This window comes from Sphingomonas palmae, from assembly GCF_900109565.1.
Classification (GTDB): Bacteria; Pseudomonadota; Alphaproteobacteria; order Sphingomonadales; family Sphingomonadaceae; genus Sphingomonas; species Sphingomonas palmae.
On the sequence record NZ_FNZZ01000001.1, the window covers coordinates 349,738 to 374,300 of the forward strand.

20 protein-coding genes and 2 tRNA genes are annotated in these 24,563 nt (G+C 65.9%); 5 read left to right on the plus strand and 17 right to left on the minus strand.

The genetic code is table 11. The features are described 5' to 3' along the window. Positions 1-80: 80 nt before the first annotated feature. Together gspD and BMW51_RS01710 are read right to left on the minus strand one after the other, a co-directional pair. Positions 81-2,318 (minus strand): type II secretion system secretin GspD, encoded by a 2,238-nt coding sequence (gene gspD, locus BMW51_RS01705; protein ID WP_093002723.1) that lies wholly within the window; start codon positions 2,316-2,318, stop codon positions 81-83. Beyond that, positions 2,318-3,124: a type II secretion system protein N gene (locus BMW51_RS01710; RefSeq protein WP_093002725.1), complete on the minus strand. Its 807-nt coding sequence runs from the start codon at positions 3,122-3,124 to the stop codon at positions 2,318-2,320. Before BMW51_RS01710 ends, gspD begins: the two co-directional genes overlap by 1 nt. Positions 3,125-3,244: 120 nt before the next feature. Between BMW51_RS01710 and BMW51_RS01715 the strand changes: the two genes are divergently transcribed. Beyond that, positions 3,245-3,874 carry a prolyl hydroxylase family protein gene (locus tag BMW51_RS01715; protein WP_093002727.1) on the plus strand — a complete coding sequence of 210 codons (630 nt, stop codon included), beginning with the start codon at positions 3,245-3,247 and terminating at the stop codon, positions 3,872-3,874. Positions 3,875-3,946: 72 nt separating this feature from the next. On the opposite strand, the gene BMW51_RS01720 is transcribed toward BMW51_RS01715, so the two are convergent. From BMW51_RS01720 to lon, 6 genes are all read right to left on the minus strand, one after another. Next, complete coding sequence (locus BMW51_RS01720) at positions 3,947-6,682, minus strand: TonB-dependent receptor domain-containing protein (protein WP_093003789.1); 2,736 nt, start codon at positions 6,680-6,682, stop codon at positions 3,947-3,949. A gap of 75 nt (positions 6,683-6,757) precedes the next feature. Further along, positions 6,758-8,350: a hypothetical protein gene (locus tag BMW51_RS01725; protein WP_093002729.1), complete on the minus strand. Its 1,593-nt coding sequence runs from the start codon at positions 8,348-8,350 to the stop codon at positions 6,758-6,760. A gap of 191 nt (positions 8,351-8,541) precedes the next feature. Next, the gene (locus tag BMW51_RS01730; RefSeq protein WP_093002730.1) at positions 8,542-9,534 is read right to left on the minus strand and encodes an NADP-dependent oxidoreductase; all 993 of its coding nucleotides are present in this window, start codon (positions 9,532-9,534) and stop codon (positions 8,542-8,544) included. Positions 9,535-9,653: 119 nt separating this feature from the next. Beyond that, positions 9,654-9,728: transfer RNA gene (locus tag BMW51_RS01735), tRNA-Val, on the minus strand. Between the two features lie 77 nt (positions 9,729-9,805). Next, positions 9,806-10,087 (minus strand): HU family DNA-binding protein, encoded by a 282-nt coding sequence (locus BMW51_RS01740; RefSeq protein ID WP_093002732.1) that lies wholly within the window; start codon positions 10,085-10,087, stop codon positions 9,806-9,808. A gap of 213 nt (positions 10,088-10,300) precedes the next feature. Beyond that, positions 10,301-12,697: an endopeptidase La gene (gene lon / locus BMW51_RS01745; RefSeq protein WP_093002734.1), complete on the minus strand. Its 2,397-nt coding sequence runs from the start codon at positions 12,695-12,697 to the stop codon at positions 10,301-10,303. A gap of 453 nt (positions 12,698-13,150) precedes the next feature. Here lon and BMW51_RS01750 point away from each other — a divergent pair, with 453 nt between their 5' ends. Both BMW51_RS01750 and BMW51_RS01755 read left to right on the plus strand, forming a co-directional pair. Then, positions 13,151-14,863: a M1 family metallopeptidase gene (locus BMW51_RS01750; RefSeq protein ID WP_093002736.1), complete on the plus strand. Its 1,713-nt coding sequence runs from the start codon at positions 13,151-13,153 to the stop codon at positions 14,861-14,863. After that, positions 14,860-15,135: a hypothetical protein gene (locus BMW51_RS01755; RefSeq protein ID WP_093002738.1), complete on the plus strand. Its 276-nt coding sequence runs from the start codon at positions 14,860-14,862 to the stop codon at positions 15,133-15,135. Before BMW51_RS01750 ends, BMW51_RS01755 begins: the two co-directional genes overlap by 4 nt. A gap of 38 nt (positions 15,136-15,173) precedes the next feature. Here BMW51_RS01755 and BMW51_RS01760 read toward each other — a convergent pair whose 3' ends face one another. From BMW51_RS01760 to BMW51_RS01785, 6 genes are all read right to left on the minus strand, one after another. Beyond that, positions 15,174-15,533, minus strand: a complete 360-nt coding sequence (locus tag BMW51_RS01760; RefSeq protein WP_093002740.1) for a DUF4440 domain-containing protein — start codon at positions 15,531-15,533, stop codon at positions 15,174-15,176. Between the two features lie 132 nt (positions 15,534-15,665). Further along, complete coding sequence (gene clpX / locus BMW51_RS01765; protein ID WP_093002742.1) at positions 15,666-16,934, minus strand: ATP-dependent Clp protease ATP-binding subunit ClpX; 1,269 nt, start codon at positions 16,932-16,934, stop codon at positions 15,666-15,668. A 94-nt stretch (positions 16,935-17,028) separates the two neighbouring features. Beyond that, positions 17,029-17,718, minus strand: coding sequence for an ATP-dependent Clp protease proteolytic subunit (locus BMW51_RS01770; protein WP_281243224.1), 690 nt, complete (start codon positions 17,716-17,718; stop codon positions 17,029-17,031). A 77-nt stretch (positions 17,719-17,795) separates the two neighbouring features. Beyond that, positions 17,796-18,737 (minus strand): glycosyltransferase family 2 protein, encoded by a 942-nt coding sequence (locus BMW51_RS01775; protein WP_093002744.1) that lies wholly within the window; start codon positions 18,735-18,737, stop codon positions 17,796-17,798. 120 nt (positions 18,738-18,857) lie between these two features. Beyond that, positions 18,858-20,564, minus strand: a complete 1,707-nt coding sequence (gene tig, locus BMW51_RS01780) for a trigger factor (RefSeq protein WP_093002746.1) — start codon at positions 20,562-20,564, stop codon at positions 18,858-18,860. A gap of 60 nt (positions 20,565-20,624) precedes the next feature. Further along, positions 20,625-20,709, minus strand: a tRNA-Leu gene (locus tag BMW51_RS01785). 109 nt (positions 20,710-20,818) lie between these two features. Here BMW51_RS01785 and BMW51_RS15980 point away from each other — a divergent pair. Both BMW51_RS15980 and BMW51_RS01790 read left to right on the plus strand, forming a co-directional pair. After that, on the plus strand, positions 20,819-20,983 hold the full coding sequence (locus BMW51_RS15980) for a hypothetical protein (protein WP_177171476.1): 165 nt from the start codon (positions 20,819-20,821) through the stop codon (positions 20,981-20,983). A gap of 7 nt (positions 20,984-20,990) precedes the next feature. Beyond that, positions 20,991-21,194, plus strand: a complete 204-nt coding sequence (locus tag BMW51_RS01790) for a hypothetical protein (protein ID WP_093002748.1) — start codon at positions 20,991-20,993, stop codon at positions 21,192-21,194. Between the two features lie 64 nt (positions 21,195-21,258). Here BMW51_RS01790 and gatB read toward each other — a convergent pair whose 3' ends face one another. The 3 genes from gatB to gatC are packed head-to-tail and all read right to left on the minus strand — an operon-like array spanning position 21,259 to position 24,528. Continuing rightward, on the minus strand, positions 21,259-22,725 hold the full coding sequence (gatB, locus tag BMW51_RS01795) for an Asp-tRNA(Asn)/Glu-tRNA(Gln) amidotransferase subunit GatB (protein ID WP_093002750.1): 1,467 nt from the start codon (positions 22,723-22,725) through the stop codon (positions 21,259-21,261). A gap of 31 nt (positions 22,726-22,756) precedes the next feature. Continuing rightward, complete coding sequence (gatA, locus tag BMW51_RS01800; RefSeq protein WP_093002752.1) at positions 22,757-24,241, minus strand: Asp-tRNA(Asn)/Glu-tRNA(Gln) amidotransferase subunit GatA; 1,485 nt, start codon at positions 24,239-24,241, stop codon at positions 22,757-22,759. Continuing rightward, positions 24,241-24,528 (minus strand): Asp-tRNA(Asn)/Glu-tRNA(Gln) amidotransferase subunit GatC, encoded by a 288-nt coding sequence (gatC, locus tag BMW51_RS01805; RefSeq protein ID WP_093002754.1) that lies wholly within the window; start codon positions 24,526-24,528, stop codon positions 24,241-24,243. The genes gatA and gatC overlap by 1 nt, the downstream gene beginning before the upstream one ends. Between the last annotated feature and the right edge of the window lie 35 nt (positions 24,529-24,563).

Below are 24,563 nucleotides of genomic sequence, written 5' to 3' on the forward strand. Positions count from 1 at the left end.
GTCCAGCACCGCCGCCGCGTCGACCGGCACGACACCGCTCGACAGCGTCGGGTCGACCAGCACCTCGGCGCCGGTGCGGATCATTTCGGTCGCGCCGGGATCGTCGACACCGAATTGCGGTACACCGGCACGCCGACGCGCGGGTCCTCGATGCTGCCCGGCTGTCCCGCGGGCGGGATCGGCGGCGCCGCGCCCATGTAGTCGCGTACCAGCGCGTCGATCGACGGCTCGCCCGCCGGGTCCTGCAATCCCTGCTGCAACCGCAGGTAACCGTAACGCTGCTCGGTCACGCGACGATTGTCCGCGGCCGACCGGATCACCGTCGGGCGGATGAAGATCATCAAATTGGTCTTGGCGCGCGACTTCGCCTTCGACTTAAATAGGTTGCCCAGCACCGGAATGTCGCCCAGCAGCGGGATCTTCTCGATCGTCCGCCGCTCCTCGTCCGACAGCAACCCGCCGATCACCCCGATCGCGCCGTCGTCAACCGTCAACACCGTCTCGACCTCGCGCTTGTTGAGGATCAGGTCCGAATTGTCGCTCGACACCGGCCCCGCAATCGAGCTGACCTCGATGTGGAGGTTGAGCTTGATCGTTCCGCTCGAATTCACCTGCGGCCGCACGTCCAGCCCGATGCCGACGTTCTGCCGCTGCGTCGTGCGAAAGGTATTGTCGAAATTGTTCGACAGCGCCTGCCCCGTCGTGATCGGGATTTCCTGACCCACCAGGCTGTGCGCTTCCTGGTTGTCCAGCGTCATGATGTGCGGGACCTGTAACAGGTTCGACTGGTTGTCGCTCTTCACCGCGCTGATGATCGCACCGAACAGCGTGTTGCCGATCGTGCCCCCGAAGCCTGCCAAACCGCCCGACGACTGGATGATCGAGTTGATCGCCGACTGCGTCAGCTGGTCCGCCGCGGGAGAAGTCGCCCGGACGGTCGTGGTGCTGCCATCGGTGTTGACCGTGGTGGTCGTCGTCGTCGCCAGCCGCTGCGCGCCGATCGCACCCGCGATCTGCAGAATGTTGGGCGCCGAGTTGGAGAAGGTCGACGCGCCGAACGCCCCGCCCGACAGATTGCCGAGGATGAACTGCGCGCCCAGCCGGTTGACTGTCGAGTCGGACACTTCCGCCACGATCGCCTCGACCAGCACCTGCGCACGGCGCGTGTCGAGCTGCTGGATCACCTCGGCCAGTTGCCGCTGGATGTCGCCCGGCGCCGCGATCACGATCGCGTTCGCGCCCGCGAAGCGTGTCACGACGGCGGCGGTGCGACCTCCCTGCCCGGTGATCGCCGCCTGCTGCGGCTGGCTGCCCGCCTGCGTCGTCGTGCTCTGCGGCGCGGTCGAGCGCTGAAAACTCGACGAATTGGACTGCTGGCTTATCGCCCCACCGCTGGTCGGCCCGGTGCTGCTCGCGCCGAAATTCGCGCGGCTGAGCGACTCCTCCTGCACCGCGTCGGGCTGCTGCCCCACAAGCTGCTGAAGCACCGGCAGCAGCTGCGCCGCGTCCGCATTCTCCAGGAACACGACCTTGATCTCGTTGGCGTTGCGCGCGCGCGTGTCGAGATCGCGCGCGACCGCGACGAGCCTAGCGACCGTCGCCGGATCGCCGCGCAGCGCCACCGCGTTCGAGCTCTCGATCGCCACCGCCGACGCGCCGCCCGGCGTCGCCGCCGCCTGTCCGCCCTGCCCGCCCGCACCGCCGCCGATCAGCTGGGTCAGCGCGGCGGCGACCTCCTTCGCGTTGGCATTCCTCAGCGCCACGATCCGCGTCGACGCGACATCGGTGTCGATACGCCGGATCACCTCGCGCACGCGGCGAACGTTGTCGGCGAAGTCGACCACGACCAGGCTGTTGCCGCCGCGGTTGGCGGTCACCGATCCCTGTGCGCTCACCAGCGGACGCACCGTGTCGACCGCCTGCGTGGCGTCGGTCGAGCGCAGCCGGATGATCTCCGTCACCAGCTGGTTGCGCGCCGCGCCGCGCAGCCCGATCCGCCCGGGCTGGCTCGCCGCATTGTCGATCGGCTGAACGCGCAGCGCGCCGTTGGCGGTCGGCACCGCCACCAGCCCGTTCGCTCGCAGCGTGGACAGGAACACCTCGAAATATTCGGAGCGCGACAGCGGCCGATCGGTCACCACCGTCACCTTGCCCTGCACACGGTTGTCGATGATGAACGTGCGCCCGGTCACCTTCGCCGCGTCGGCGATGAAGGCGCGGATGTCGGCGTCGCGCACGTTCAGCGTCGTCTGCGCCATCGCCGGCGTGGCGGAGAGCGCGCACGACGCCAGCAGCACCGCGGATACGAACCGCCGCATCACCGCACTCCGCCCGAAAGCGTCACGGGCAGGCGCTGCCCGCCGCGCTCGATCGTCACACTCGTCGCTCCGCCGGTCGCCAGTTGCTCCAGATCGGACGCGCCCGTTACCGGTCGTCCTCCGATTGCGACCAGCACGTCACCGTCCTGCAGCCCAGCCGACTGGAACACACCCTTGCCCTGCCCGCGCAGCGTCAAGCCGTTGATCGCGCCGCCATCGATCCGCGGGATCGCCGACACGTCGGCGCGCAGCTCTGCGAGCGATGCGCCACCGGAGGCGCCAACCGGAGCACCCGGCGTCGCCGCCGCACCAGCCGCCGGCGCCGTGCCACCCTCGCCTTGCGGCAGGAACAGGTCCTCGCTCGCCCCGCCGCGGTCGAGCGTCACATGATCGAACGCCACTGATTTCAACCTCACGCCCGGCGCCACTTCCTCACCCACGCTGACACTCTTCTGCACCCCATCCGGTCCCGCGATGATCGCCGATCCCCGACCCTGCGCCTCGTCGATCCGCGTGCCGAACAGCGTCAGTTGCAACGAGGTGACCGTCGCCGCCTGCGTCTGCACGCCGCTCACGCGGTAGAACGGATCGAAGCTCGCGAACACGCCCGCCGGATCGCCCGGCAGCACCGGTCCCGCCGGCGCCCACGCACCCAGCGGCGCGATCGGCGTCACCACCGTCCACACCAACCGCGCGCATTGCACCGCCAGCACGCCCAGCAGCGCGATTTCGGCTACCGAATAGACGTTTACCACCGGCACCCGCCGCAGGATCGCCCGCGCCCGGGCGTCGAACTTCAATCGCATGCGCTTTGGCCAACTCCCCGCCACGGCGGCGCTAGGTCGGCGATGTTACAGCGCCGTTGCAGACTTGTGTAATATTTCTGTTGTTGGGGGAGCTTAGCCGTCCGCGGTACAGGAGCAATCATGGCCACCGACGCGATCACCGCCCACCTCGCCCAGCAGCCCGGCATCCAGAAGCTGCCCAGCCCCAAGCTGACGCTGTTCGTCCGCCGCGCGTTCCTCGATGCCGACACCTGCGCGGCGCTGTGCGCGATGATCGATGCCGAGCGCCGTCCCTCCACCATTTCCGATCACAATGGCGACGCGGCATTCCGCACCAGCGAGACATGCGACCTGCCCGCCACCGACCCGCTCGTCGCCCGCGTTGACGCTGCCCTCGCTGCCTTCACCGGCCTCGACCCGCTCCACGGCGAGCCGCTACAGGGACAGCGCTACGCGGTGGGTCAGGAGTTCAAGGCGCACACTGACTATTTCGAGCCGAACGGCGTCGACTTTCACCGTTACTGCTCGGTTGCGGGCAACCGCACCTGGACCGCAATGGTCTACCTGAACGAGCCCGAGGCAGGCGGCGCGACGCGGTTCAAGGCGGTTGACAAGACGATCCAGCCGGAGACGGGCAAGCTCGTCTGCTGGAACAATCATCGCCCCGACGGCTCGCTCAACCCCGCGACGATCCACCACGGGATGAAGGTGCGCGCCGGCACCAAATACGTCATCACCAAATGGTACCGCGAACTACCGTGGGGCTGGTGAGCGCGGGTTCGTCCACGCCCACCTGCTAACCCGAGTAAAGGACGGGTGCCACGTCGGCACCCGCCCGCCGCGTCAGAACTTTACACCCAGCCCCAGCGAGACCGAGGCGCCCACGTCGTAGCGGTTGTAGTAGATCCGCTGCGCGTCGAACTGCTGGTACTCCTTGTACGGCGTCGCGGTGATGTTGCGCGCCTCGAACTTGATCTCGGTGTCCACGCCCGCGATCCGAACGCCCTCGCGCGCGACGAAATCGAGCCGGAAGCCCGGATATTCGTACACGTCGGGCTGCGCGTTCGGACCGCGCGTCGTCACGCGCTTCGACGCGTAGTTGAGCAGCAGCGTCTGCTGCGACAGGTGATCGGTGTCCTCCAGCCCCAGCTGCAAATTGACCAGATGATCCGACTGCCCCGTCAGCGGCGCACCGTCGCGGAAAAACAGGTTCGCGTCGCGCGACACGCCGTTGATCACGGTCTGATCGCCGTCCTGCACCTTCAGCTTCGACTTGGTGTAGGTGTAATTGGCTATGGTCAGGAACCGGCGCGAAGCCCAGAAGTCGCCGCCGAGCCCCTCGAGCGGAAAGTATTTCTGCAACTCGACCTCGGCACCGTACAGCTGCGCTTCGGGCGCGGTCGCGAAGCTGGTCTGCACCTGGCCGACGATCGCCGAATAGGTTTCGATCGGCTTGTCGATCTTCTTGTAGAAGCCCGACAGCGTGAAGCGCTGGTCGCGCCCGAAGAACCACTCGTAGCGCGCCTCGGCATTGTACAGCTGGCTGTCGACCAGCGAGTTGTTGCCGCGGAACAGGCGGTTGGTGTCGGTGTCGATGTACACCTGGCTGATCAGCTCGCGGAACTGCGGCCGCGCGATCGTCTTCGATCCGCTCGCGCGCAGCTGCATGCCGGGCTGCAACTCGTACGTCACCGTCAGTGACGGCAGCCAATAATCCTTGTTGAGCCGCGTATTAAGCTGCCCCGCCAGCCCGGGCAGTCCGGTGTTGAACACGTCGACCGCGTCGACCGTCTGCTTGGCGGTCTCGTACCGCACACCCGCGGTCACGTTCAGCGCCGGGGTCAGCTGCGCGATCACCTGACCATAGCCCGCATGGGTGCGCAGCGCCGCGTCGAACGCCGCCGTCCCGTCCTGCGCGGTCGTTTCCTGCAGGTAGATGCCGTACGCCTGGATCGTCTGGTCGGCGAGCAGGTAATCCGGCCGCAACTGCTGCACCGCGATCGGCAGTGAATTGGCGAGGAAGCTGATCGCGCGCCGCACCGACGTGCGCTTGGTATCGGTGTAGGCGTAACCGACGCCCAGCTTGATCGCGCTGGTCAGCGAATAAACCAGATCGGCGCCGCCCGACCACAGATCCTCGTTCAGGTCGCTGAACGCGACGTTCGCGCCGCCCTTGCCGCCGGTGCCCAGATTGTTGGTGAACTTGTTGCCGATCGGATCGAGCGGCAGGTTGGTGCGCACGTACAGGAACTCGCGCTCGTACGGCGCCTCGCGCTGCGAATTGGCGTAGCTGCCGCGCAGGTCGACCTTCAGGTCGTCGGTCGGCTTGAACTCGCCCGTCAGCTGCGTGTCGATCAGCTGGCGCTCGTACCAGCCGGTGTTCTGGAGCAGCAGGTCCTGGCCCGCGCGGTCGAGGTCGAAGCCGAGCCCCAGCCGCGCCTGCTTGATCGTGTCGCGGACGTACAGGTTGGTCCAGCGGATCACGTTGTCGCCGAATTCGGCGTTGATCCCCAACAACCCGTTCACCACCACGCGGTTGTCGGTGATGACGCGGTTGAAGCTGTTCTGCAGCGTGCCCTCTTCGCCGACACCATTTGCGAACTGCTGCAACGTCTGGCGCGTGCGCCACGTGTTGCCGATGCCCGCCGACGCCAGCACGCCGAGACGCACCCCGCCCATGTCGAAGCTCGTGCCCCCGGTCAGATTGCCCGCGAAGTTGATCGGCATCTGATATTGCGTCTGCAACACCGAGGTGCGCGAATTAACCAGGCTGGTCGCGATCTCGCCCAGCTGCGCGCGCGTGAACGTCGCGTTCTCGCCGATCGGCGATCCGCTGTCGAGCGCAGCCTTGAGCGGTCCCGGCACGTCGCGCGTGCCGTTGTCGAACCCGGTCCAGTCGGTCGGACTGCCGTAATAAACGTAGCCGAGATTGCCGGTCGTATAGCTGTCGCCGCTGATCGATCCCGACACGCTCAGGAACGGCTCGTTGGGTGTCGTCTTGGTCGTCAGGTTGATGACACCGCCGCCGAACTCGCCGGGGAAATTGGCCGAATAGCTCTTCTGCACCAGGCTCGACGCGATCACGTCGGTCGGAAAGATGTCGAGCGGCACGACGCGGCGCAGCGGCTCGGGGCTCGGCAGCGGCGAACCGTTAAGCAGTGCGAGGCTGTAGCGATCGCCCAGACCGCGGACGTAGACGAACCCGCTGCCGACGACCGACAGGCCGGTCACGCGCTGCAACGCACCCGCGATGTCGCCCTCGCCCGTCCGCGCGATATCCTCGGTCGACAGGACCGAGATCACCTGCGGCGCGGTCTGCGTCGGATTGGCGCGGGTGCGCCCTACGACGACGATGTCGTCTCCGCCGCCCGGGATCGACACCTGCGGGCCGACGCTCTGCGTCTCGCCGCTCGTCTCCGCCTCGTCCTGCGTCGGGCTGCCCGACGGGCTCGACGGCGTGGCACCCGGCGCCCCGGTGGTCGGCGTGTTCGAGCCCGACGCCTGCGCGAAGGCAGTGGCAGGCGCGAACAGGCACGTGGTCAACAACAAGGCGCTCGCCAACGGCAGCCGCTTGGACATCTTCATTCCCCCAAAATCCTCAGATGCGAATCAGGGGACGGCATCGCTGCCGCCCCCTTGCGTGACCCGCGGGTCTCAGGTGGTCGGCAAGCTCAGGCAGGAACCGTTCGAGCTGCCGAAATCGGCGTAGCTCAAGTTGCAGGTCCAGTTGCGGTACCAGGTGTCGCTCGCGTTGCGCACCGCGCCGACGTACGGCGCCGACTGGAAGAAGCCGCCCGAGTTCACCACGCTCGTGCTCGACGGGTCGACCGCGGTCGCCGCCGTCTCGTTGGCGCCGTTAATGAACGTGCTGGTCAGCGTCGAGGTGAAGGCCGCGTTGTTGTTGCGCCCGCCGTTGAAGATCGCCGCGACCTGATCGGTCGTGACCCCGCCCGTGCCGCTGAACGCCGGATTGCAACCCGACAGCAGCACCGAGGTGAAGCTCGGCGGCCCCGCCTTATCGGTCGCGGCGTTCGCCGGTGCCACCGTCGTCGCGCTGTTGATGCGCACGCACGGCAAGCCTGAGTCGGTCACCACCACGCCGTTGTAGAGCGAGTAATCGGCGCCGCCGCGGAACAGCATCACCGACGCGTCCGACCCGATCTTGGAATGGTGGATGAAGGTGAAGTTGGCGAGGCGCACGTTGGAGCGCGGGGTCGCGTCCTCGTTGCCGTTCGAGTCGTGCTCGATCATCGCGTCGCCCGAGCTGCCGCCCGGCCGCTGGATCGCAATGACGTACTGGATGAAGCCCTTGTAGCCGACGTCGGTGTCGAGCGAGTCGTCGTCCGCGCCCGAGATCACGAGGTAGTTCATGTTCGGGCGACCGCCGAACACCTCGATCCCGTCATCGGACGAGTTGACCGACTGGAAATGGTCGATCTGCGTGCCCGACCCGACGCCCGACGGGGTCAGCGACTGGAGCTCGCGATCGGGCGCCAGCGCGTAGCCCGAGTAGCGGATCTGCGTGTAGCTCATCCGGCCCGAGCTGTCGGTCGGCTGCGCGCCGCCGTAGAGCGCGCCCGACGTGCCTTCGGTGTCGCGCGAGCAGTTCGCGCTACCCGGCGTCGCCGACGGCTCCGAACAGTCGGTGATCGGCGCGCGGCCGAGCAGCACCACGCCGCCCCACTGGCCCTGCGAGGTCGCGTCGTTGGTGCCGACGACGTTGGCGCGGCTGGTGAAGATGATCGGCTGCGTCGGCGTGCCGACCGCGTTGATCTGGTTGCCGCGGTTGACCGTCAGGAACGCGGTGCCGGTGGAAGCAAAGATGATGACGCCCGGATCGATGCCCAGCGTGACCTGATACCCGGTCGAGGTCGCACCCTGGTCGGTGCCGACGTCGACGCGCCCGTCGAGCGAGTAGATCACACCCGTGGTCTTCGCCAGCTGCGTCGAGGCGGTAAAGCGGGTCGGCAGCGCGCAATTGCGGTACGTGCCGGTCGGACCCGAGATCGTGCCACGATCGACCAGCGGGTTCGGGCCCGCGATCGTCGGGCAGCTCGCCGCCGCGGTGACCAGCCCGGTGCCGGTGCCCGGCGTCGGGGTCGGCGTGGGAGCAGGCGCGGGCGTCGGCGACGGCAGCACGATCACGCCCTCGCCCGGCGAGGCGATGTCGTCGGCACCGCACGCGCTCAGCGCCGCGGTCGCGCAGCCGAGCATAAGCATGAGCGAAGCGCGCTTGAAGTTCTGCATTGAACACTCCCGAACCGTTGATGACGGGCGCTTGTTGGGCGCCCGGCCGACTCGTTCCCCCGTGCCGGCCTCCACGCCGCGCTAGGCGTCGTGGATGACAGCGGCATGGAGGTTCAGAGACACGGGAGTGACGGTAGCGTTTCGGTTCCGTGACAATCGCAGGAGACGCGACTTAGGTCAGCAATCTTTTCTCATTCGCCCTGCATGGACAGCACGACCTTGCCGCGCGGATGCTCGTCGTGCGTGTAGGCGTAAGCCTCGCGGACCTGATCGAACGCGAACGTCCGGTCGACCGCAACCTTGACCGTCCCCGCCGCAACCAGTTCGGCGACTTGCGCCAACTGCGCGCCGTTCGGCTCGGCATGCCAGCGCGGCACCGTGCGGATGCCGAGTTCGCGCCCCCTCTCTTCGTCCGGGCCGAGCGTCGACACCATCGTCCCGCCCTTCTTCAACAGGGTGAACGACCGCGCCTGCGTCTCGCCGCCCTGCGTGTCGTAGACGAGGTCGAGGTCGGTTGCGTGATCCTCGAACCGCTCGTTCTTGTAGTCGATCGCGCGCTCGACACCCAGCGATCGGACGTAGTCGAGGTCGCGCCCGCTCGCGGTGGCGAAGACAGTCGCCCCCTTCCACACCGCGAACTGCACCGCCAGGTGCCCGACCCCGCCGGCTGCGCCGTGGATCAGCACGCGCTGCCCCGCCTCCAGCTTTCCATGATCGAACAGTCCCTGCCATGCGGTCATCGCGGCGAGCGGCAAGGCTGCCGCGGTCGCGTCGTCGATCTGCTCGGGCGTTGCCACCAGCTCGACCGCCTTCACCACCACGTAATCGGCCTGCGCACCGCGATCCTGGCCGATGAACGCTATCACGCGGTCACCGACACTCCGCATATTGTGCGCGCGCGTCCCCAGCGCCTCGATCCGTCCCGAAAGGTCGCGCCCGAGCGCGAACGGCAACTGGTCCGCGCCCTTTGGCGGAAACTCGCCCGCCGCGGTCTTCCAGTCGACCGGGTTGATGCTCGCCGCGGCCACGCGCACCAACACCTCGTCGTCGACCGCCTGCGGTACTGGCCGCTCCGACAGCGCGATCACGTCGAGATCGCCGAAATGGTCTATCCACACGGTTCGATTGGGGACGAGCGGCTGGTGCTGGTCGGCCACCGTCTGATCGGGGGTCTGGTCGGTCATGGCGTGTCTTGCTCCGCTGGTTCGGACAGCGCCAACGGACGACCATCGTGAGCGATCCCCGCCCCGACCGGCGGCAGATACGACAAGGCCCGCCGCCATCGCTGGCTGCGGGCCTGAAATGGTGGGCGCGACAGGGATTGAACCTGTGACCCCACCCGTGTGAAGGGTGTGCTCTACCGCTGAGCTACGCGCCCGATCCGTGTCGGAGCGGCGCGTTTAGGCAAGCACCGCCTGCCTGTCCAGCGCAAAAGCGCTCGTCCGAGAACCCGGCTCACTTTGCGACGTTGAGCGAGTCCTTCAACACCTTGCCCGCCTTGAACTTGGGCTGCGTGCTCGCCTCGATCGTCATCGGCTCGCCGGTGCGCGGATTGCGCCCGGTCGACGCCTTGCGCTTGCTGACCGCGAACGTGCCGAAACCGACCAGCCGCACTTCCTCGCCCTTTTTCAGGCAAGTCGAGATCGTGTCGAACACCGCCTCGACCGCGCGCACCGCCTCGGCCTTGCCCAGCCCCGCGTTGGTCGCGACCTGCGCGATCAGTTCCTGCTTGTTCATCCCCGAGAACCCCCGTGTTACGCTTCGGTGTTGCAGTAAGAAAATGGCGCGCGGATTCGCCGACCGGCGACCCGCATCTCCCCAGTAAGGCCGTGAGCCCGATCCGAGTCAAACGAAACCGCCGCGCACCTGTACCGATGCGCGACGGTCCGTGTTGTCGCTACCACGCTCGCGTCGTCACGGCGACGCTCGTTATGCAGCCGTGACGTTACCTCAGTGGTGCACCTCGGCACCCACCGGCGTGATCGGCGCGGGCGGCAGTGCGGCGAGCTCGTCCGCCTCGGTCCAGTCGATCGCCTCCAGCGGCGCGGTCAACGCCAGCCGTAGCACCTCGTCGACGTGCGACACGGGAATGATCTTCAACCCCGCCTTCACGTTCGCCGGGATCTCCGCCAAGTCCTTCTCGTTCTCCTGCGGGATCAGCACGGTGGTGATGCCACCGCGCAGCGCCGCGAGCAGCTTCTCCTTCAATCCGCCGATCGGCAGCACGCGCCCGCGCAGCGTCACCTCGCCCGTCATCGCCACGTCGCGGCGCACCGGCACGCCCGTCAGCGTCGAGACGATCGCGGTCACCATGCCGATGCCGGCGCTCGGACCGTCTTTCGGCACCGCGCCCTCGGGCAGGTGGATGTGGATGTCCTTGCGATGGAACAGGCTCGGCTTGATCCCGAACGACGGCGCGCGTGCCTGCACGAAGCTGTAGGCGGCCTGGACCGACTCCTTCATCACGTCGCCCAGCTTGCCCGTTACCTTCGCCTGGCCCTTGCCCGGCACGGTCACGCTCTCGATCGACAGCAGTTCGCCGCCGACCTCGGTCCAGGCGAGCCCGGTCACCGCACCGATCTGGTCCTCCTGCTCGGACAGCCCGTGGCGGAACTTCTGCACACCGGCATAGTCGGCCAGATTGTCGGGCGTGATCGTTACGCTCGTCGCCTTGCCCTCCAGAATCTGCCTCAGCGCCTTGCGCGCCAGCTTGGCAATCTCGCGCTCCAGCGTGCGGACGCCCGCCTCGCGGGTATACCGCTGGATCAGCGCGCGGAGCCCCTCGGTCGTCAGCGTGAACTCGCCGTCCTTAAGGCCGTGCGCCTCGATCTGCTTGGCGACCAGATGCCGCTCGGCGATCTCGACCTTCTCGTCCTCGGTGTACCCCTCCAGCCGGATGATCTCCATGCGGTCGAGCAGCGGCTGCGGCAGATTGAGCGAGTTGGCGGTGCAGACGAACATCACGTCGGACAGATCGATATCGATCTCGAGGTAATGGTCGTTGAACTTCGCGTTCTGCTCCGGATCAAGCACCTCGAGCAGCGCGGACGCGGGATCGCCGCGGAAGTCCTGTCCCAGCTTGTCGATCTCGTCGAGCAGGAACAGCGGGTTCGCCGCACCAGCCTTTTTCAGGTTGGTGACGATCTTGCCCGGCAGCGACCCGATATAGGTTCGCCGGTGCCCGCGGATCTCGGCCTCGTCGCGCACGCCGCCCAGCGACTGGCGGATGAACTCGCGCCCCGTCGCCTTCGCAATCGACTTGCCGAGACTCGTCTTGCCGACGCCGGGCGGGCCGACGAGGCACAGGATCGGGCCCTTCAACTTGTTGGTGCGCGCCTGCACCGCGAGATACTCGAGAATGCGATCCTTGACCTTGTCGAGCGCGTAATGGTCCTCGTTCAGCACGCCCTCGGCCGCGACCAGATCGCGCTTGATCTTGCTGCGCTTGCCCCACGGCAGCCCCAGCAGCACGTCGAGGTAGTTGCGCACGACCGTCGCCTCGGCGCTCATCGGCGCCATCGTCTTCAGCTTTTTCAGCTCGCTCGTCGCCTTGGCGCGCGCTTCCTTGCTGAGTTTCAGGGTCGCGATCTTCTGCGTCAGCTCAGCGATCTCGTCGCCGTTGCTCTCGTCGTCGCTGTTGCCCAGCTCGCGCTGGATCGCCTTCAACTGCTCGTTGAGGTAATATTCGCGCTGCGTCTTCTCCATCTGACGCTTGACGCGGCTCTTGATCTTCTTCTCGACCTGCAGGACGCCGAGTTCGCCCTCCATCAGCGCGAACGACATTTCCAGCCGCTTGACGGGATCGGTCTCCATCAGCAGCGATTGCTTCTCGGCCACCTTGATCTGCACGTTGCCCGCGATCGAGTCGGACAAGAGCGCCGCCTCGGTGATCTCGCCCAGTTGCGCGGCGGTTTCCGCCGGCAGCTTGCGGTGCAGCTTGGCATAGGCCTCGAACTGCTTGACGACCGAGCGCATCAGCGCGGCGACGTCCGGCCCCTCGACCGGCTTGTCCTGGATCAGCGCAATGTCGGCCGCGAAATAGCCGTCGCGCTCGTTCAGCGCTTCCAGAGTCGCGCGCTGCTTGCCCTCGACCAGCACGCGCACCGTGCCGTCGGGCAGCTTGAGCAGCTGCAGCACGGACGCGGTGACGCCCATCGAATACAGGTCGTCGCGGGTCGGGTCGTCGTTGGCGGGATCAAGCTGCGCGACGAGGAAGATCTCCTTGTCGGCGGCCATCGCCGCTTCCAGCGCCGCCACCGACTTGTCGCGTCCGACGAACAGCGGAACGATCATGTGCGGGAAGACGACGATGTCGCGAAGCGGCAGGACGGGAAGCGTAAGCGTCATGAAAACTCCGGGGTCGCCGAACAGCGGCGACGTTCACGATCCTATATGGTGCGCCGGCGATTTCCATCAATCGTTGCGGCTGCGGTACGCCCGGGCTGTCCTAAGCGGCCCCGCACGTGTCATGCTGCGCACGATGCCGCCGCTCTCCCCGATCGTCCGCCACGTCCAATGGTCTCGGCTTGCCCTGTCGACCGCTTGCTCCGGGTCGCTCTGCGAAAAAGGTCCGGTTTGATATCAACTTCGCAGATAGTTCAGCCCCGTCTCAACTTGGCTAAGAGGCCACTGAAAGGCTCGCAGCTTTCAGGAAAGTGTTTTAGAACAGCAGCTTCCCTTGCCATTTTCATCCCGCTTGCCGCCTTGGACGCGTAAGTTGATACGAGAAACAAAACCCTCCGCCATTCTCAACTTCCTCAACTTGTCATTTCTGCAATCGCTCAATCATCCGAGAACCCGATGCCCCGTCTGACTGCTGCCCTCCTCGCCCTCCCGCTCATGGCACTCGCCCCACCGCCGAAGGGCAGCCCGCCGATCTCGGAGCAAACACAGCGCTCCGGCGGCCCGCTGCTGCCCGAACAAACCGCGCTACGCTTCGATCACGCCGACCTGTCATTCGAGGTGTTGCCCGAGCGTCAGGCACTGAACGGCGTCGCCACGCTCACCTTCACCGCCCGCGCAGCCCTCACCCGATTGCTGATCGACCTAGACCGCAACCTGCCGATCTCTGCGATCAGCATCGACGGACGACCGCTCGCCCGCACTGCGTGGACCAACCCGGATGGTCGCCTCACGATCACGCTTCCCCGTGCCCTCCCGGCCGGCAAACGGGTCGTCGCCCGGATCAGCTACGGCGGCACCCCGCACGTCGCCGTCAATGCACCGTGGGACGACGGCATGGTGTGGTCGAAGACACCCGATGGCCGCACCTGGTTCGCCACCACGGCCGAGGGCTACGGCTGCGACCTGTTCTGGCCCTGTCTCGACTTCCCGACCGGCGAGCCGGCCTCGGTCGACCTCCACATCACCGTACCGGCGGGGCTCAAGGCACCGTCGAACGGTCGCCTGGTCGGCATCGACCGGCTTCCCGACGGTCGCACCCGCTGGAACTGGCGCGCACGCCAGCCGAATACCTACGCCATCGCCCTCAACGTCGGTCCGTACGAGGAGATTTCGGGCACGTACAAAAGCCGCTTCGGCAACACGATCCCGATGAGCTACTGGTATCTGCCCGGCGAGAAGGTGAAGGCAGAGGCGCTGTTCGCCGAGTTCGCCCCGACACTCGATTTCTTCGAGGCGACCGTCGGCCCATATCCCTTCGGTGACGAGAAAGTCGGCGTGGTCGAAACCCCGCACAAGGGCATGGAGCACCAGACGATCAACGCCTACGGCAACAATTATGCCAAGGCACCCGAGGGGTTCGACTGGCTGTTCCACCACGAACTCAGCCACGAATGGTTCGGCAACCAACTCACCGCCGCCAACTGGGACGATTACTGGCTGCACGAAGGCTTCGGCAGCTACATGCAGCCCCTCTACGGCCGCTGGCGCGAGGGTGACGCCCGCTACCACGTCATGCTCGATACGCAGCGGAACCTGATCGCGAACGACCATCCCATCGTGCGCGACAAGGTGCTCACCGAGGAAGAGGTCTACGAACCCAAGCTCGGCGGTCCCGGCACCGACATCTACTACAAGGGATCGTGGATGCTCCACACCTTGCGCTGGCTGATCGGCGACGCCGCCTTCTTCAAGGCGATGCGGATGGAGGTCTATGGCCGCGACGATCCGAAGCCCGGCAACTTCACCCCGCGCTACGGATCGACCCGCGAGTATCAGCGGATCGTCAATCAGGTCACCGGCAAGAACTACGACTGGTTCTTCGACGCCTATTTGCGCCAGGCAGCACTACCCGATCTGGTCGCCACACCCCTGCCCGACGCCCGCACCGAGCTGCGCTGGAAAGCCCCCGGGGGCGGTGCGTTCCCGATGCCGATTGAGGTCAGCCTCAACGGCAAGGTACAGCGTCTCGCAATGACAGACGGCGTCGCCACCATCGCCACACCACCCGGCACGCACCTCGTCATCGATCCGGAGGCGCGTGTGTTGCGGCGCAATCCGGCCGTTGAGGCGTTCCGTGCCTGGACGAACCAGCAGAGGTCACGCAAATGAATGATCGCACAACCGTCAATGCCGGCGACGACAATACGGTTCTCGGCCTGAAACGAGCGGGCGAAATGGCGGCCGTGTTCATGATCGGTGACGGTCTGCTCGGCATCCTCCAACCCACCCGCCACGTCGATCTGTGGCGATCGGAGGTCGGGGTCGTCGATGCCTTGGTGGCACCGTTCGGAGGAAAGCCGACACGGCGCCGTCTCTACGGCCTCGTCCAGTTATCCGCGGGCATCGCCCTCGCTGCGGCCTTGCGCCCGAAAAAGGATTGAGGAGACGGCACCCCGCAGCGCGCGAGGTGCCCAATCGATCAGCCGTTCGATTTCAGCGGAACCATCTGCTGGTGCTGCACGACCCGCCAGTTCTCGTGCGACAGCCAGCGATAGGTCGACGTGCAATAAGCCGCGTATTGCTCCTCTCCGCGCGACGCCTCGACGTGATAGGCGACAACGATCAGCCCTTCCTGCGGCCGCGCCACCTGCCGCTCGCTGATCTCGACCTTCTCCCAACGCGGTGTCTTCTTCACCGCCTCAATCGCCTGCTGCCCGCTCATCACGAATGGAGGCTCGGGCAGCACCATCAGGCACTCGTCATCGATCGACTCTTCATAATGCTCCGGGCTTGCCGTCCACAGGCTCTCCTCGAAACTCCACACGCGATTGTCGTCCACGTATCGTGCTCCCGTTATCCGCAACGTCAATCGCACGCACCGGCGTTCGTTCCCCGCCGACCCGAACGCCAAAAGAAAGGGCGCCACCGGTCAAGCCGGCAGCGCCCTTCGCAAAGGAAGTGGGTTCGAGAGTTAGGCGGCGCCGTCCGCCACCTTCTTCTTCTCGGCATAGACCCAAATCGGTTCCTTGCGACCCTCGACCACGTCCTTGTCGATCATCACCTCGTCGATCGAGTCCATGCCCGGCAGGTCGAACATCGTGTCGAGCAGGATCGCTTCCAAGATCGATCGTAACCCGCGCGCGCCCGTCTTACGCTCGATCGCCTTCTTGGCGACCGTCGTCAGCGCATCGTCGGTGAAGCCGAGCTTGGTTTCCTCCATCTCGAACAGCTTCTGATATTGCTTTACGAGTGCGTTCTTGGGCTCGCTCAGGATCTTGACCAGCGCGGGCACGTCGAGGTCCTCCAGCGTCGCGATCACCGGCAGACGACCGACGAACTCCGGGATTAACCCGAACTTGAGCAGATCCTCCGGCTCGGTCTGACGCAGCATCTCGCCCGTGCGCTTCTCTTCCGGCGAAGCGACGTAAGCACCGAACCCGATCGACTTGCCCTGCAAACGATCGCCGATGATCTTCTCGAGGCCCGAGAAAGCGCCGCCGCAGATGAACAGGATGTTGGTCGTGTCGACCTGCAGGAACTCTTGTTGCGGGTGCTTGCGGCCACCCTGCGGCGGTACGCTGGCGGTCGTGCCTTCCATCAGCTTGAGCAGCGCCTGCTGCACACCTTCACCCGACACATCGCGCGTGATCGACGGGTTCTCGGCCTTGCGGCTGATCTTGTCGATCTCGTCGATGTAGACGATGCCGCGCTGCGCCCGCTCGACGTTGTAGTCCGATGCCTGAAGCAGCTTGAGGATGATGTTCTCGACATCCTCGCCGACGTAGCCCGCCTCGGTCAGCGTCGTCGCGTCCGCCATCGTGAACGGCACGTCGAGAATCCGCGCCAGCGTCTGAGCCAGCAGCGTCTTGCCGCAGCCGGTCGGCCCGACGAGCAGGATGTTCGACTTGGCAAGTTCGACATCTGCGCCCTTCGCCCCGTGGTTCAGCCGCTTGTAGTGGTTGTGCACCGCAACCGAGAGCACGCGCTTGGCCTGCTTTTGCCCGATGACGTAGTCGTCGAGAACGTCGCAGATTTCCTGCGGCGTCGGAACGCTGCCGTCCTTCTTTGACACCAGCGCGGACTTCGTTTCCTCGCGGATGATGTCGTTGCACAGTTCGACGCATTCGTCGCAGATGAAGACCGTCGGACCGGCGATCAGCTTGCGCACCTCGTGCTGCGACTTGCCGCAGAACGAGCAGTAAAGAGTGCTCTTGGAGTCGCCGCCGGAGAGCTTCGTCATTCAATCATCCTTCCCGCCGCCCGGCGGTATGGTGGGGCAGACATTTAGCCTGCCCCATGTTCATTGGGCAATGCCGTAGGAGCGCTTACGCGCCTCAGGCTGCCGCAGCCACATCGTCTGCCGGTGCCGGCCGCTTGTCGAACACCTCGTCGATCAGACCGAAATCCTTCGCTTCGTTCGCTTCGAGGAAGGTGTCGCGGTCCATGCGGCGCTCGATTTCCTCGATCGGCTGCCCGGTGTACTGGCTGTAGAGCTCGTTCATCCGCTTGCGGATGCGCAGAATTTCCTTGGCCTGGATCTCGATGTCCGACGCCATTCCCTGCGCACCGCCCGACGGCTGGTGGATCATGATGCGCGCGTTGGTCAGCGCCACGCGCATGCCCGGCTCACCGGAGGCGAGCAGGAAGCTGCCCATCGACGCCGCCTGACCGATGCACACAGTGCCGACGCGTGGCCGAATGTACTGCATCGTGTCATGGATCGCCATGCCCGCCGTCACGACACCGCCCGGCGAGTTGATGTACATGAAGATGTCCTTCTTCGGGTTCTCCGACTCAAGGAACAGCAACTGCGCAGTAATCAGCGAGGCCATGCCGTCCTCGACCCCGCCGGTCACGAACACGATACGTTCGCGCAGCAAGCGACTAAAGATGTCGAAGCTGCGCTCACCGCGGTTCGACTGCTCGATCACGATCGGAACAAGCCCCGCCTGGGTCTGCTGCATACCGACGCCGGCGCTCGCCAACTTGCCCGCGAAATCGCCGTTGTCGAACGGATTGTGCATGGAAAAACTCTCTTGAAAGGAAGACCGACAACATCGGCGCTAGCGCTGGCTTGTTCAAGCCCCAACCGCCGCCGAGGTCAGGACGGTCGATGCGGCGCCGAATGGGCGAGATAGGCGAGCCGGCGAACCTCACGCCTGCCGCGTACCACCGTGTCGAGGATCAACCCGGCGAAGAACGCGAGGGTCGCGATGATCATCAATCCGGTTACCAGAATGGCGGTGGGCACGCGCGGCACAAGCCCGGTGTGTGCGTAGGTGATTGCCAGCGGTACAGCGAGAATCACGCCCAGGGCAGCGAGAAAGGCACCGAGCGCTCCGAAGAACCACAATGGTCGTTCGATCCGGTACAGCGTAACGATCGTGCCGAGGATGCGCCAGCCATCGCGATAGGTCGACAGCTTGGATGCAGACCCTTCCGGACGCGCGAAATAGGGTGTGCTCACCTCGGCCACCGGCATCTTCAATTCCAGCGCATGAACACTGATCTCGGTTTCGATCTCGAAGCCGACTGACAGCACCGGAAAGCTCTTCACGAAGCGCCGGGAAAAAACGCGATATCCCGACAAAATGTCGCTGAAGCTGCGCCCGAACAGCCGCGCGAGCATTCCGGTCAGCATCGCGTTGCCGAACTGATGGCCGCGTCGGTAAGCCTCAACCGCCTCGTGAACCCGGCTACCGACCACCATATCCAATTGCTCGTCGAGCAGCCTCGCGACAAGCGCCGACGCCGAGGCGGCATCGTAGGTCGCATCGCCGTCGGCCATAACATAGACATCGGCATCGATGTCGGCGAACATGCGGCGAACGACCGCGCCTTTGCCCTGAATGCGCTCGGTTCGCACGATCGCACCCGCGGAACGTGCCACTTCGACCGTCCGGTCGCGGCTGTTGTTGTCGTACACGTAGATGGCGGCGTCAGGCAGCGCCGCTCGGAACCCGGCGATCGTCTGCGCAATCGCGGCTTCCTCGTTATAGCAGGGAAGCAGGACGGCGATCGTCGGAGCGTTGGATTGCAACATGTTCAACTGCGGCACACGGCACCCGTACGAGCGACGCCGGCGCGGCGCCATAGACTGATGAACGACAGCCCACGGCGACGCCGCGGGTGAGCGCTACTTCCTAGTGCCCACCCATTAATATCACGCTTCGGTCTTCGGCGCCTTCTTCGCGCGCGGCTTCTTCGCAGCCGGCGCAGCTTCGTCCGCCGCGACCGTGCCCTCCGCTGCCTCGGCCGCAACCGGGTCAGCCTCGAGCACCTGCGTCTCGGCTTCAACCGGCGCACCCTTCTTGGCGCGCGGCTTCTTCGCGGATGCGGCCGCGTCGCTGTCGCTCGGCTCTACCGCCGCGTCGGCGCCCTTTGCAGCCGGCTTCTTGGCGCTTTTCTTCGCCGGCTTTGCGTCGGTCGACTCGGACGCAGCAGCATTGGCGTCGTCCACCGGCTCGGCCGCAGCCTTCTTGGCCTTCTGCTTGGGCTTGTGGTTGTCGTGATCGTGCGTGTGCGTGCCGGTCGCGAAACCGTCCTCGCTCTCGATCGCGGCTTCCAGCTCCTCACGCGTCGTCTCGCGGTCGGTGATCTCGGCCTTGTCGAACAGGAAGTCGACAACCTTGTCCTCGTAGAGCGGTGCACGCAGCTGGGCGGCCGCCATCGGCTCCTGCTGTACGTACTGGACAAACTGCTGGCGCTGCTCGGCCGGGTATTGCTGCGCCGCCTGCATGATCAGCCGCTGCATTTCCTGCTGGTTGACCTCCACGCCGTTCGCCTGACCGATTTCCGACAGGAGCAGGCCCAGACGCACGCGGCGCTCCGCGATCTTGCGGTAATCGTCGCGCTCGGCTTCCATCTCGTCGAGTGCGGCCTGTTGGTCGGGCTCGTGCGTCGCTTCGTGCTGCAACTGCGCCCAGATCTGGTTGAACTCGGCCTCGACCATCGACGGCGGCACTTCGAAGTCGTGGCCCTCGGCCAGCTGGTCGAGCAGCTTGCGCTTCATGTGCGTGCGGGTGAGCCCGTTGTGCTCCTGTTCGATCTGACCCTTGAGCAAGCCACGCAGCTGCTCCAGGCTCTCGAGCCCCAGGTTGGTCGCGAGCTCGTCGTCGATCACGCTCTCGCCCGCGGTCTTCACCGACTTGATCTTGAGGTCGAACGTCGCGTCCTGACCGGCCAGCTCTTTGGCGGGGTAATCCTCGGGGAAGGTGACCTTGATCTGGCGCTCTTCGCCGGCCTTCGCGCCGACGACCTGGTCCTCGAAGCCAGGGATCAGTCGACCCGAGCCGATCTCGACCGCCATGTCCTCGCCGGTGCCACCCTCGAACGCGACGCCGTCCATCGTCTTGCCGACGAAATCGACGGTGACGAGGTCCCCTTGCTCGGCGGCCTTGTCGCCGGCATCGTCCCACTTCTTCTGCTGGTCGGCGAACTTCTGCAGGTGCGCGTCGACCGCCTCGTCGGCGACCGGCACGGTCAGACGCTCGAGCTTCAGCGCGTCGATCGCAGGCGTCGGCACCTGCGGCAGCACTTCCAGCTCGACCTTGAGCTCGGCATCCTTGCCTTCCTCGTAACCGTCGGCCAGCTCGACCGAGGGCTGGGTCGCGGGACGCAGCTGCTTCTCGGCGATCAGCGACTGCACGCCGTCCTGGATCGAGGTGTTGAGCGCTTCCTGCATCAGCGCCGGGCCGTGCATCTTGCGCACGAGGTTGGCGGGCACCTTGCCGGGACGGAAGCCGGGCATGCGGATCTGCGGAGCGACGCGCTTCAACTCGGCGTCGACCTTCTTCGCGATGTCGGCGGCGGGGATGGTGAGGGTGTAGGCGCGCTTCAGCCCCTCGTTCAACGTCTCCACAGTCTGCATGTTACGCCTTCGCTTCTAGGAATATCGTAGATGGTGGCACCCGCGCAGGCAGCGCGGGACTGGTGCGGGCGAAGGGACTCGAACCCCCACATCTTGCGATGGCAGGACCTAAACCTGCTGCGTCTACCAGTTCCGCCACGCCCGCACAGGACACCGTCGGTCGCGCGCCTCTATACCGTCGAAACCGCGGGAGCAAGCGCGGCGGCAACCGAACCCTCGCCGCCCGCGTTCAAGCATCTGAAGGAGAAGAGATCATGGCGACCAACCCAGGCGACCTGCCCGCCGACGTGCCGCAGCCAACCCAGCCCGCGCAGCCCGACATTCCGCCGCCCGAGGTGTCGCCCCCCGGACCCGACATCGACATGCCTAGTCCCGGCGCGCCGAACGAGACGCCCGCACCTGCCAACCCGACGATCTGAGGACACCATGAGCGAACCAAAGACCATCGATCCCGTCCCCAGTCCCGACGATGATCGCGCCGACATCCAACAGGCGGTCGAAGCGCGCAGCGATGCGGTCGCCCGCGGCGAAGGCGGATCCGAGCCTGCGACGTTCACCGACACCGGAGAGTTCGACGGCAATAGCGGCATCGGCGGCGAGGTGAAGAACCAGGACGACACGCAGCAGTGACGAAGCAGGGGCAGCCACCACGCGGTGACTGCCCCTACTCTTTGCCTTAGCATTACGAGGAAGATCAGCCCGCCAGAGCCTTCTTCAGCAAATCGTTCACCACCTGCGGATTGGCCTTCCCCGCCATTGCCTTCATCGTCTGCCCGACGAAGAAGCCGAACAGCGCCTCCTTGCCGCCGCGATACTGTTCCAGCTGCTTGGGGTTCTTCTCCAGCACGTCGGCGATCACCGCCTCGATCGCGCCGGTGTCGCTGGTCTGCTTGAGCCCGCGTTCCTCGACGATCTTTCCGGGTGCATCGCCCGTCTCCAGCATCGCCTCGAACACCTGCTTGGCGAGACTGCCTGACAGCGTTCCATCAGCCACCAGCGCGAGCAGTTCCGCCGCCTGACCCGGCTGCACCGGGCTCTCGCCGATCGACTTGCCCAAGCGATTGAGCGCACCGAACAGCTCGCTCGTAACCCAGTTCGCCGCTGCGACCGGCTTCGCACCCGCGTCCAGCAGTGCGTCGAACCAGCGCGCGCTCTCGACCTCGGCGGTGATTACATCGGCGGCATAGGCGCTGATCCCCAGCGCCTCGTACCGCTTGCGCTTCGCACCGGGCAGCTCCGGCAGCGACGCGCGACACTCATCGAGGAACTCGTCGTCGAGTTCGAGCGGCAACAAGTCGGGATCGGGGAAGTAGCGATAATCGTGCGCATCTTCCTTCGACCGCATCGACCGCGTCGTGCCGGTGTCGGGATTGAATAGCCGCGTTTCCTGCTGGATCGTACCGCCGTCTTCCAGCACCGCGACCTGGCGCTTGGCCTCATGCTCGATCGCGGCCATCACGAAGCGGATCGAGTTGACGTTCTTCGTTTCGGTACGTGTGCCGAACTCGTCACCCGGCTTGCGCACGCTGACGTTGACATCCGCGCGCATCGAACCCTGGTCCATGTTCCCGTCGCACGACCCGACGTAACGCAGGATCGAACGCAGCTTGGTGAGGTACGCGCCCGCCTCCGCCGGAGAGCGCATGTCGGGCTTCGACACGATCTCCATCAACGCCACGCCCGAGCGATTCAGGTCGACGTAGGAGCGCTTCGGGTGCTGATCGTGCATCAGCTTGCCCGCGTCCTGCTCGACGTGGATGCGCTCTACCCCGATCGTCTTTGAACGACCGTCGTCCTCAATCTCGACCGCGCCCTCGCCAACCAGCGGATGGTAGAGCTGGCTGATCTGATACCCCTGCGGCAGATCGGCGTAGAAATAGTTCTTGCGATCGAACCGCGACCATTTGTTAATCTGCGCGTCAATCGCCATCCCGGTGCGCACCGCCTGGCGGATACACTCGCGGTTTGGCACCGGCAGCATGCCCGGCATCGCCGCGTCGACCAGGCTGACCTGGCTGTTCGGCTCCGCACCGAACGCGGTCGCGGCGCCCGAAAACAGCTTGGCGTTGCTCGTCACCTGCGCGTGCACCTCAAGGCCGATCACGACCTCCCAGTCACCTGTTGCGCCCTTGATGCGATAGGATGTTTCCATGTTCGTCATTCCGCTTCCACGTACGCCGCGCCCTCGCACATCACCACCAACGCTCGGGCCGCGCGTTGAAGCCTGCGCGTTCCTCAATCGCGAGCGCCGCGTTCAGCACGCCCTGCTCGTCGAGCGCGCGACCGATCACCTGTAGCCCGAGCGGGAGCCCCGCCTTGTCGAGCCCGCCCGGCACGCTCATCGCCGGCAGACCAGCGAGCGAGGACGGCACGGTGAAGACGTCGTTCAGGTACATCGCAAGCGGATCGGCGCTCTTCTCGCCCAGCGCGAACGCGGCCGATGGCGCGGTTGGGGTGAGCAGCACATCACACCTCTCCCACGCGCGCTCGAAATCCTGCGCGATCAGCGCGCGGACCTTCGATGCCTGCGTGAAATACGCGTCGTAGAAGCCCGCCGACAGCACGTAGGTGCCGATCAGGATGCGCCGCTTCACCTCGTCGCCGAACCCTGCCGCGCGCGTTGCGGCGTACATGTCCTGAAGATTCGCCGCCTCGGGCAGGTCCCGCTGACCGTAACGTACGCCGTCGTAGCGCGCGAGATTGGATGACGCCTCCGCCGGCGCGATGATGTAATAGGCCGGCAGCGCGTAGCGCGTGTGCGGCAGCGAAACCTCGACGATCTCGGCGCCGGCATCCTTCATCCACGCGATGCCCTGCTGCCACAATGCCTCGATCTCCTCGGGCATGTTGTCGACGCGGTACTCGCGCGGAATGCCGACGCGCTTACCCGCCATGCTGGCGTTCAGCCCCGCCTCCCACTGGGGGACCGGCACGTCGAGCGAGGTCGCGTCTTTCGCGTCGAACCCGCTCATCGCCTCCAGCATGATCGCGCAGTCGCGCACGTCGCGCGCCATCGGCCCGGCCTGATCGAGCGAGGAGGCAAAGGCGATCGTACCCCAGCGCGAGCAGCGCCCGTAGGTCGGCTTGATGCCAGAGATGCCGACGAACGCCGCCGGCTGCCGGATCGAGCCGCCCGTGTCGGTACCCGTCGCGCCCGGCGCGATCCGCCCCGCAACGACCGCGGCGCTACCGCCCGACGATCCACCGGGGGCGAGCGGCGCATTGCCGCCGTCGTTCCGCCGCCACGGACTGACCACGTTGCCGAAATAGCTCGTCTCGTTCGACGACCCCATCGCGAACTGGTCGAGGTTCAGCTTGCCGAGCATCCCGGCGCCCGCGTCCCACAGCTTCTGCGAAACAGTCGACTCATACTCGGGCTTGAAGCCTTCAAGAATGTGGCTGGCCGCGGTGGTCTGTACGCCGTTGGTGCAGAACAGGTCCTTCATCCCGATCGGCACGCCCGCCATCGACGGCAAGGTCTCGCCCGCGGCACGCGCCTGGTCGACCTTGTCGGCAGCGGCGAGCGCGTGTTCCGGCGTCTCGACAATGAAGGCGTTGAGCGGCTTGGCGGCGGCGACCGCTGCGTTGAACGCCTCAGCCACCTCGCGCGCGGAAAGGTCGCCGTTTGCCACGCCATCGCGGATCTGGCGGATACCCAGGTCGGTCAGGTCACTCACTATTCGATCACCTTCGGAACCGTGAAGAAGCCGTGCTCGCCCTCGGGTGCATTGGCGAGCACCTTTGCGCGGATGCCGCCATCGGTCACCACGTCGTCGCGCAGCCGCAGGTGGTTGGGGATCACCGCGGTCATCGGCTGCACCGACGATGTATCCACCTCGCCCAGTTGCTCGATCCAGCCCAGAATGTTGCCGAGTTCCGGCGCAAGGCGCTCGGCCTCCTCGTCACGGATCGCGATCCGCGCGAGCTTGGCCACGCGTTTAACGGTTGCTGTGTCTACGGACATGACCGCGCCGCTACCACCAGCGCCCGCCCGCGCGC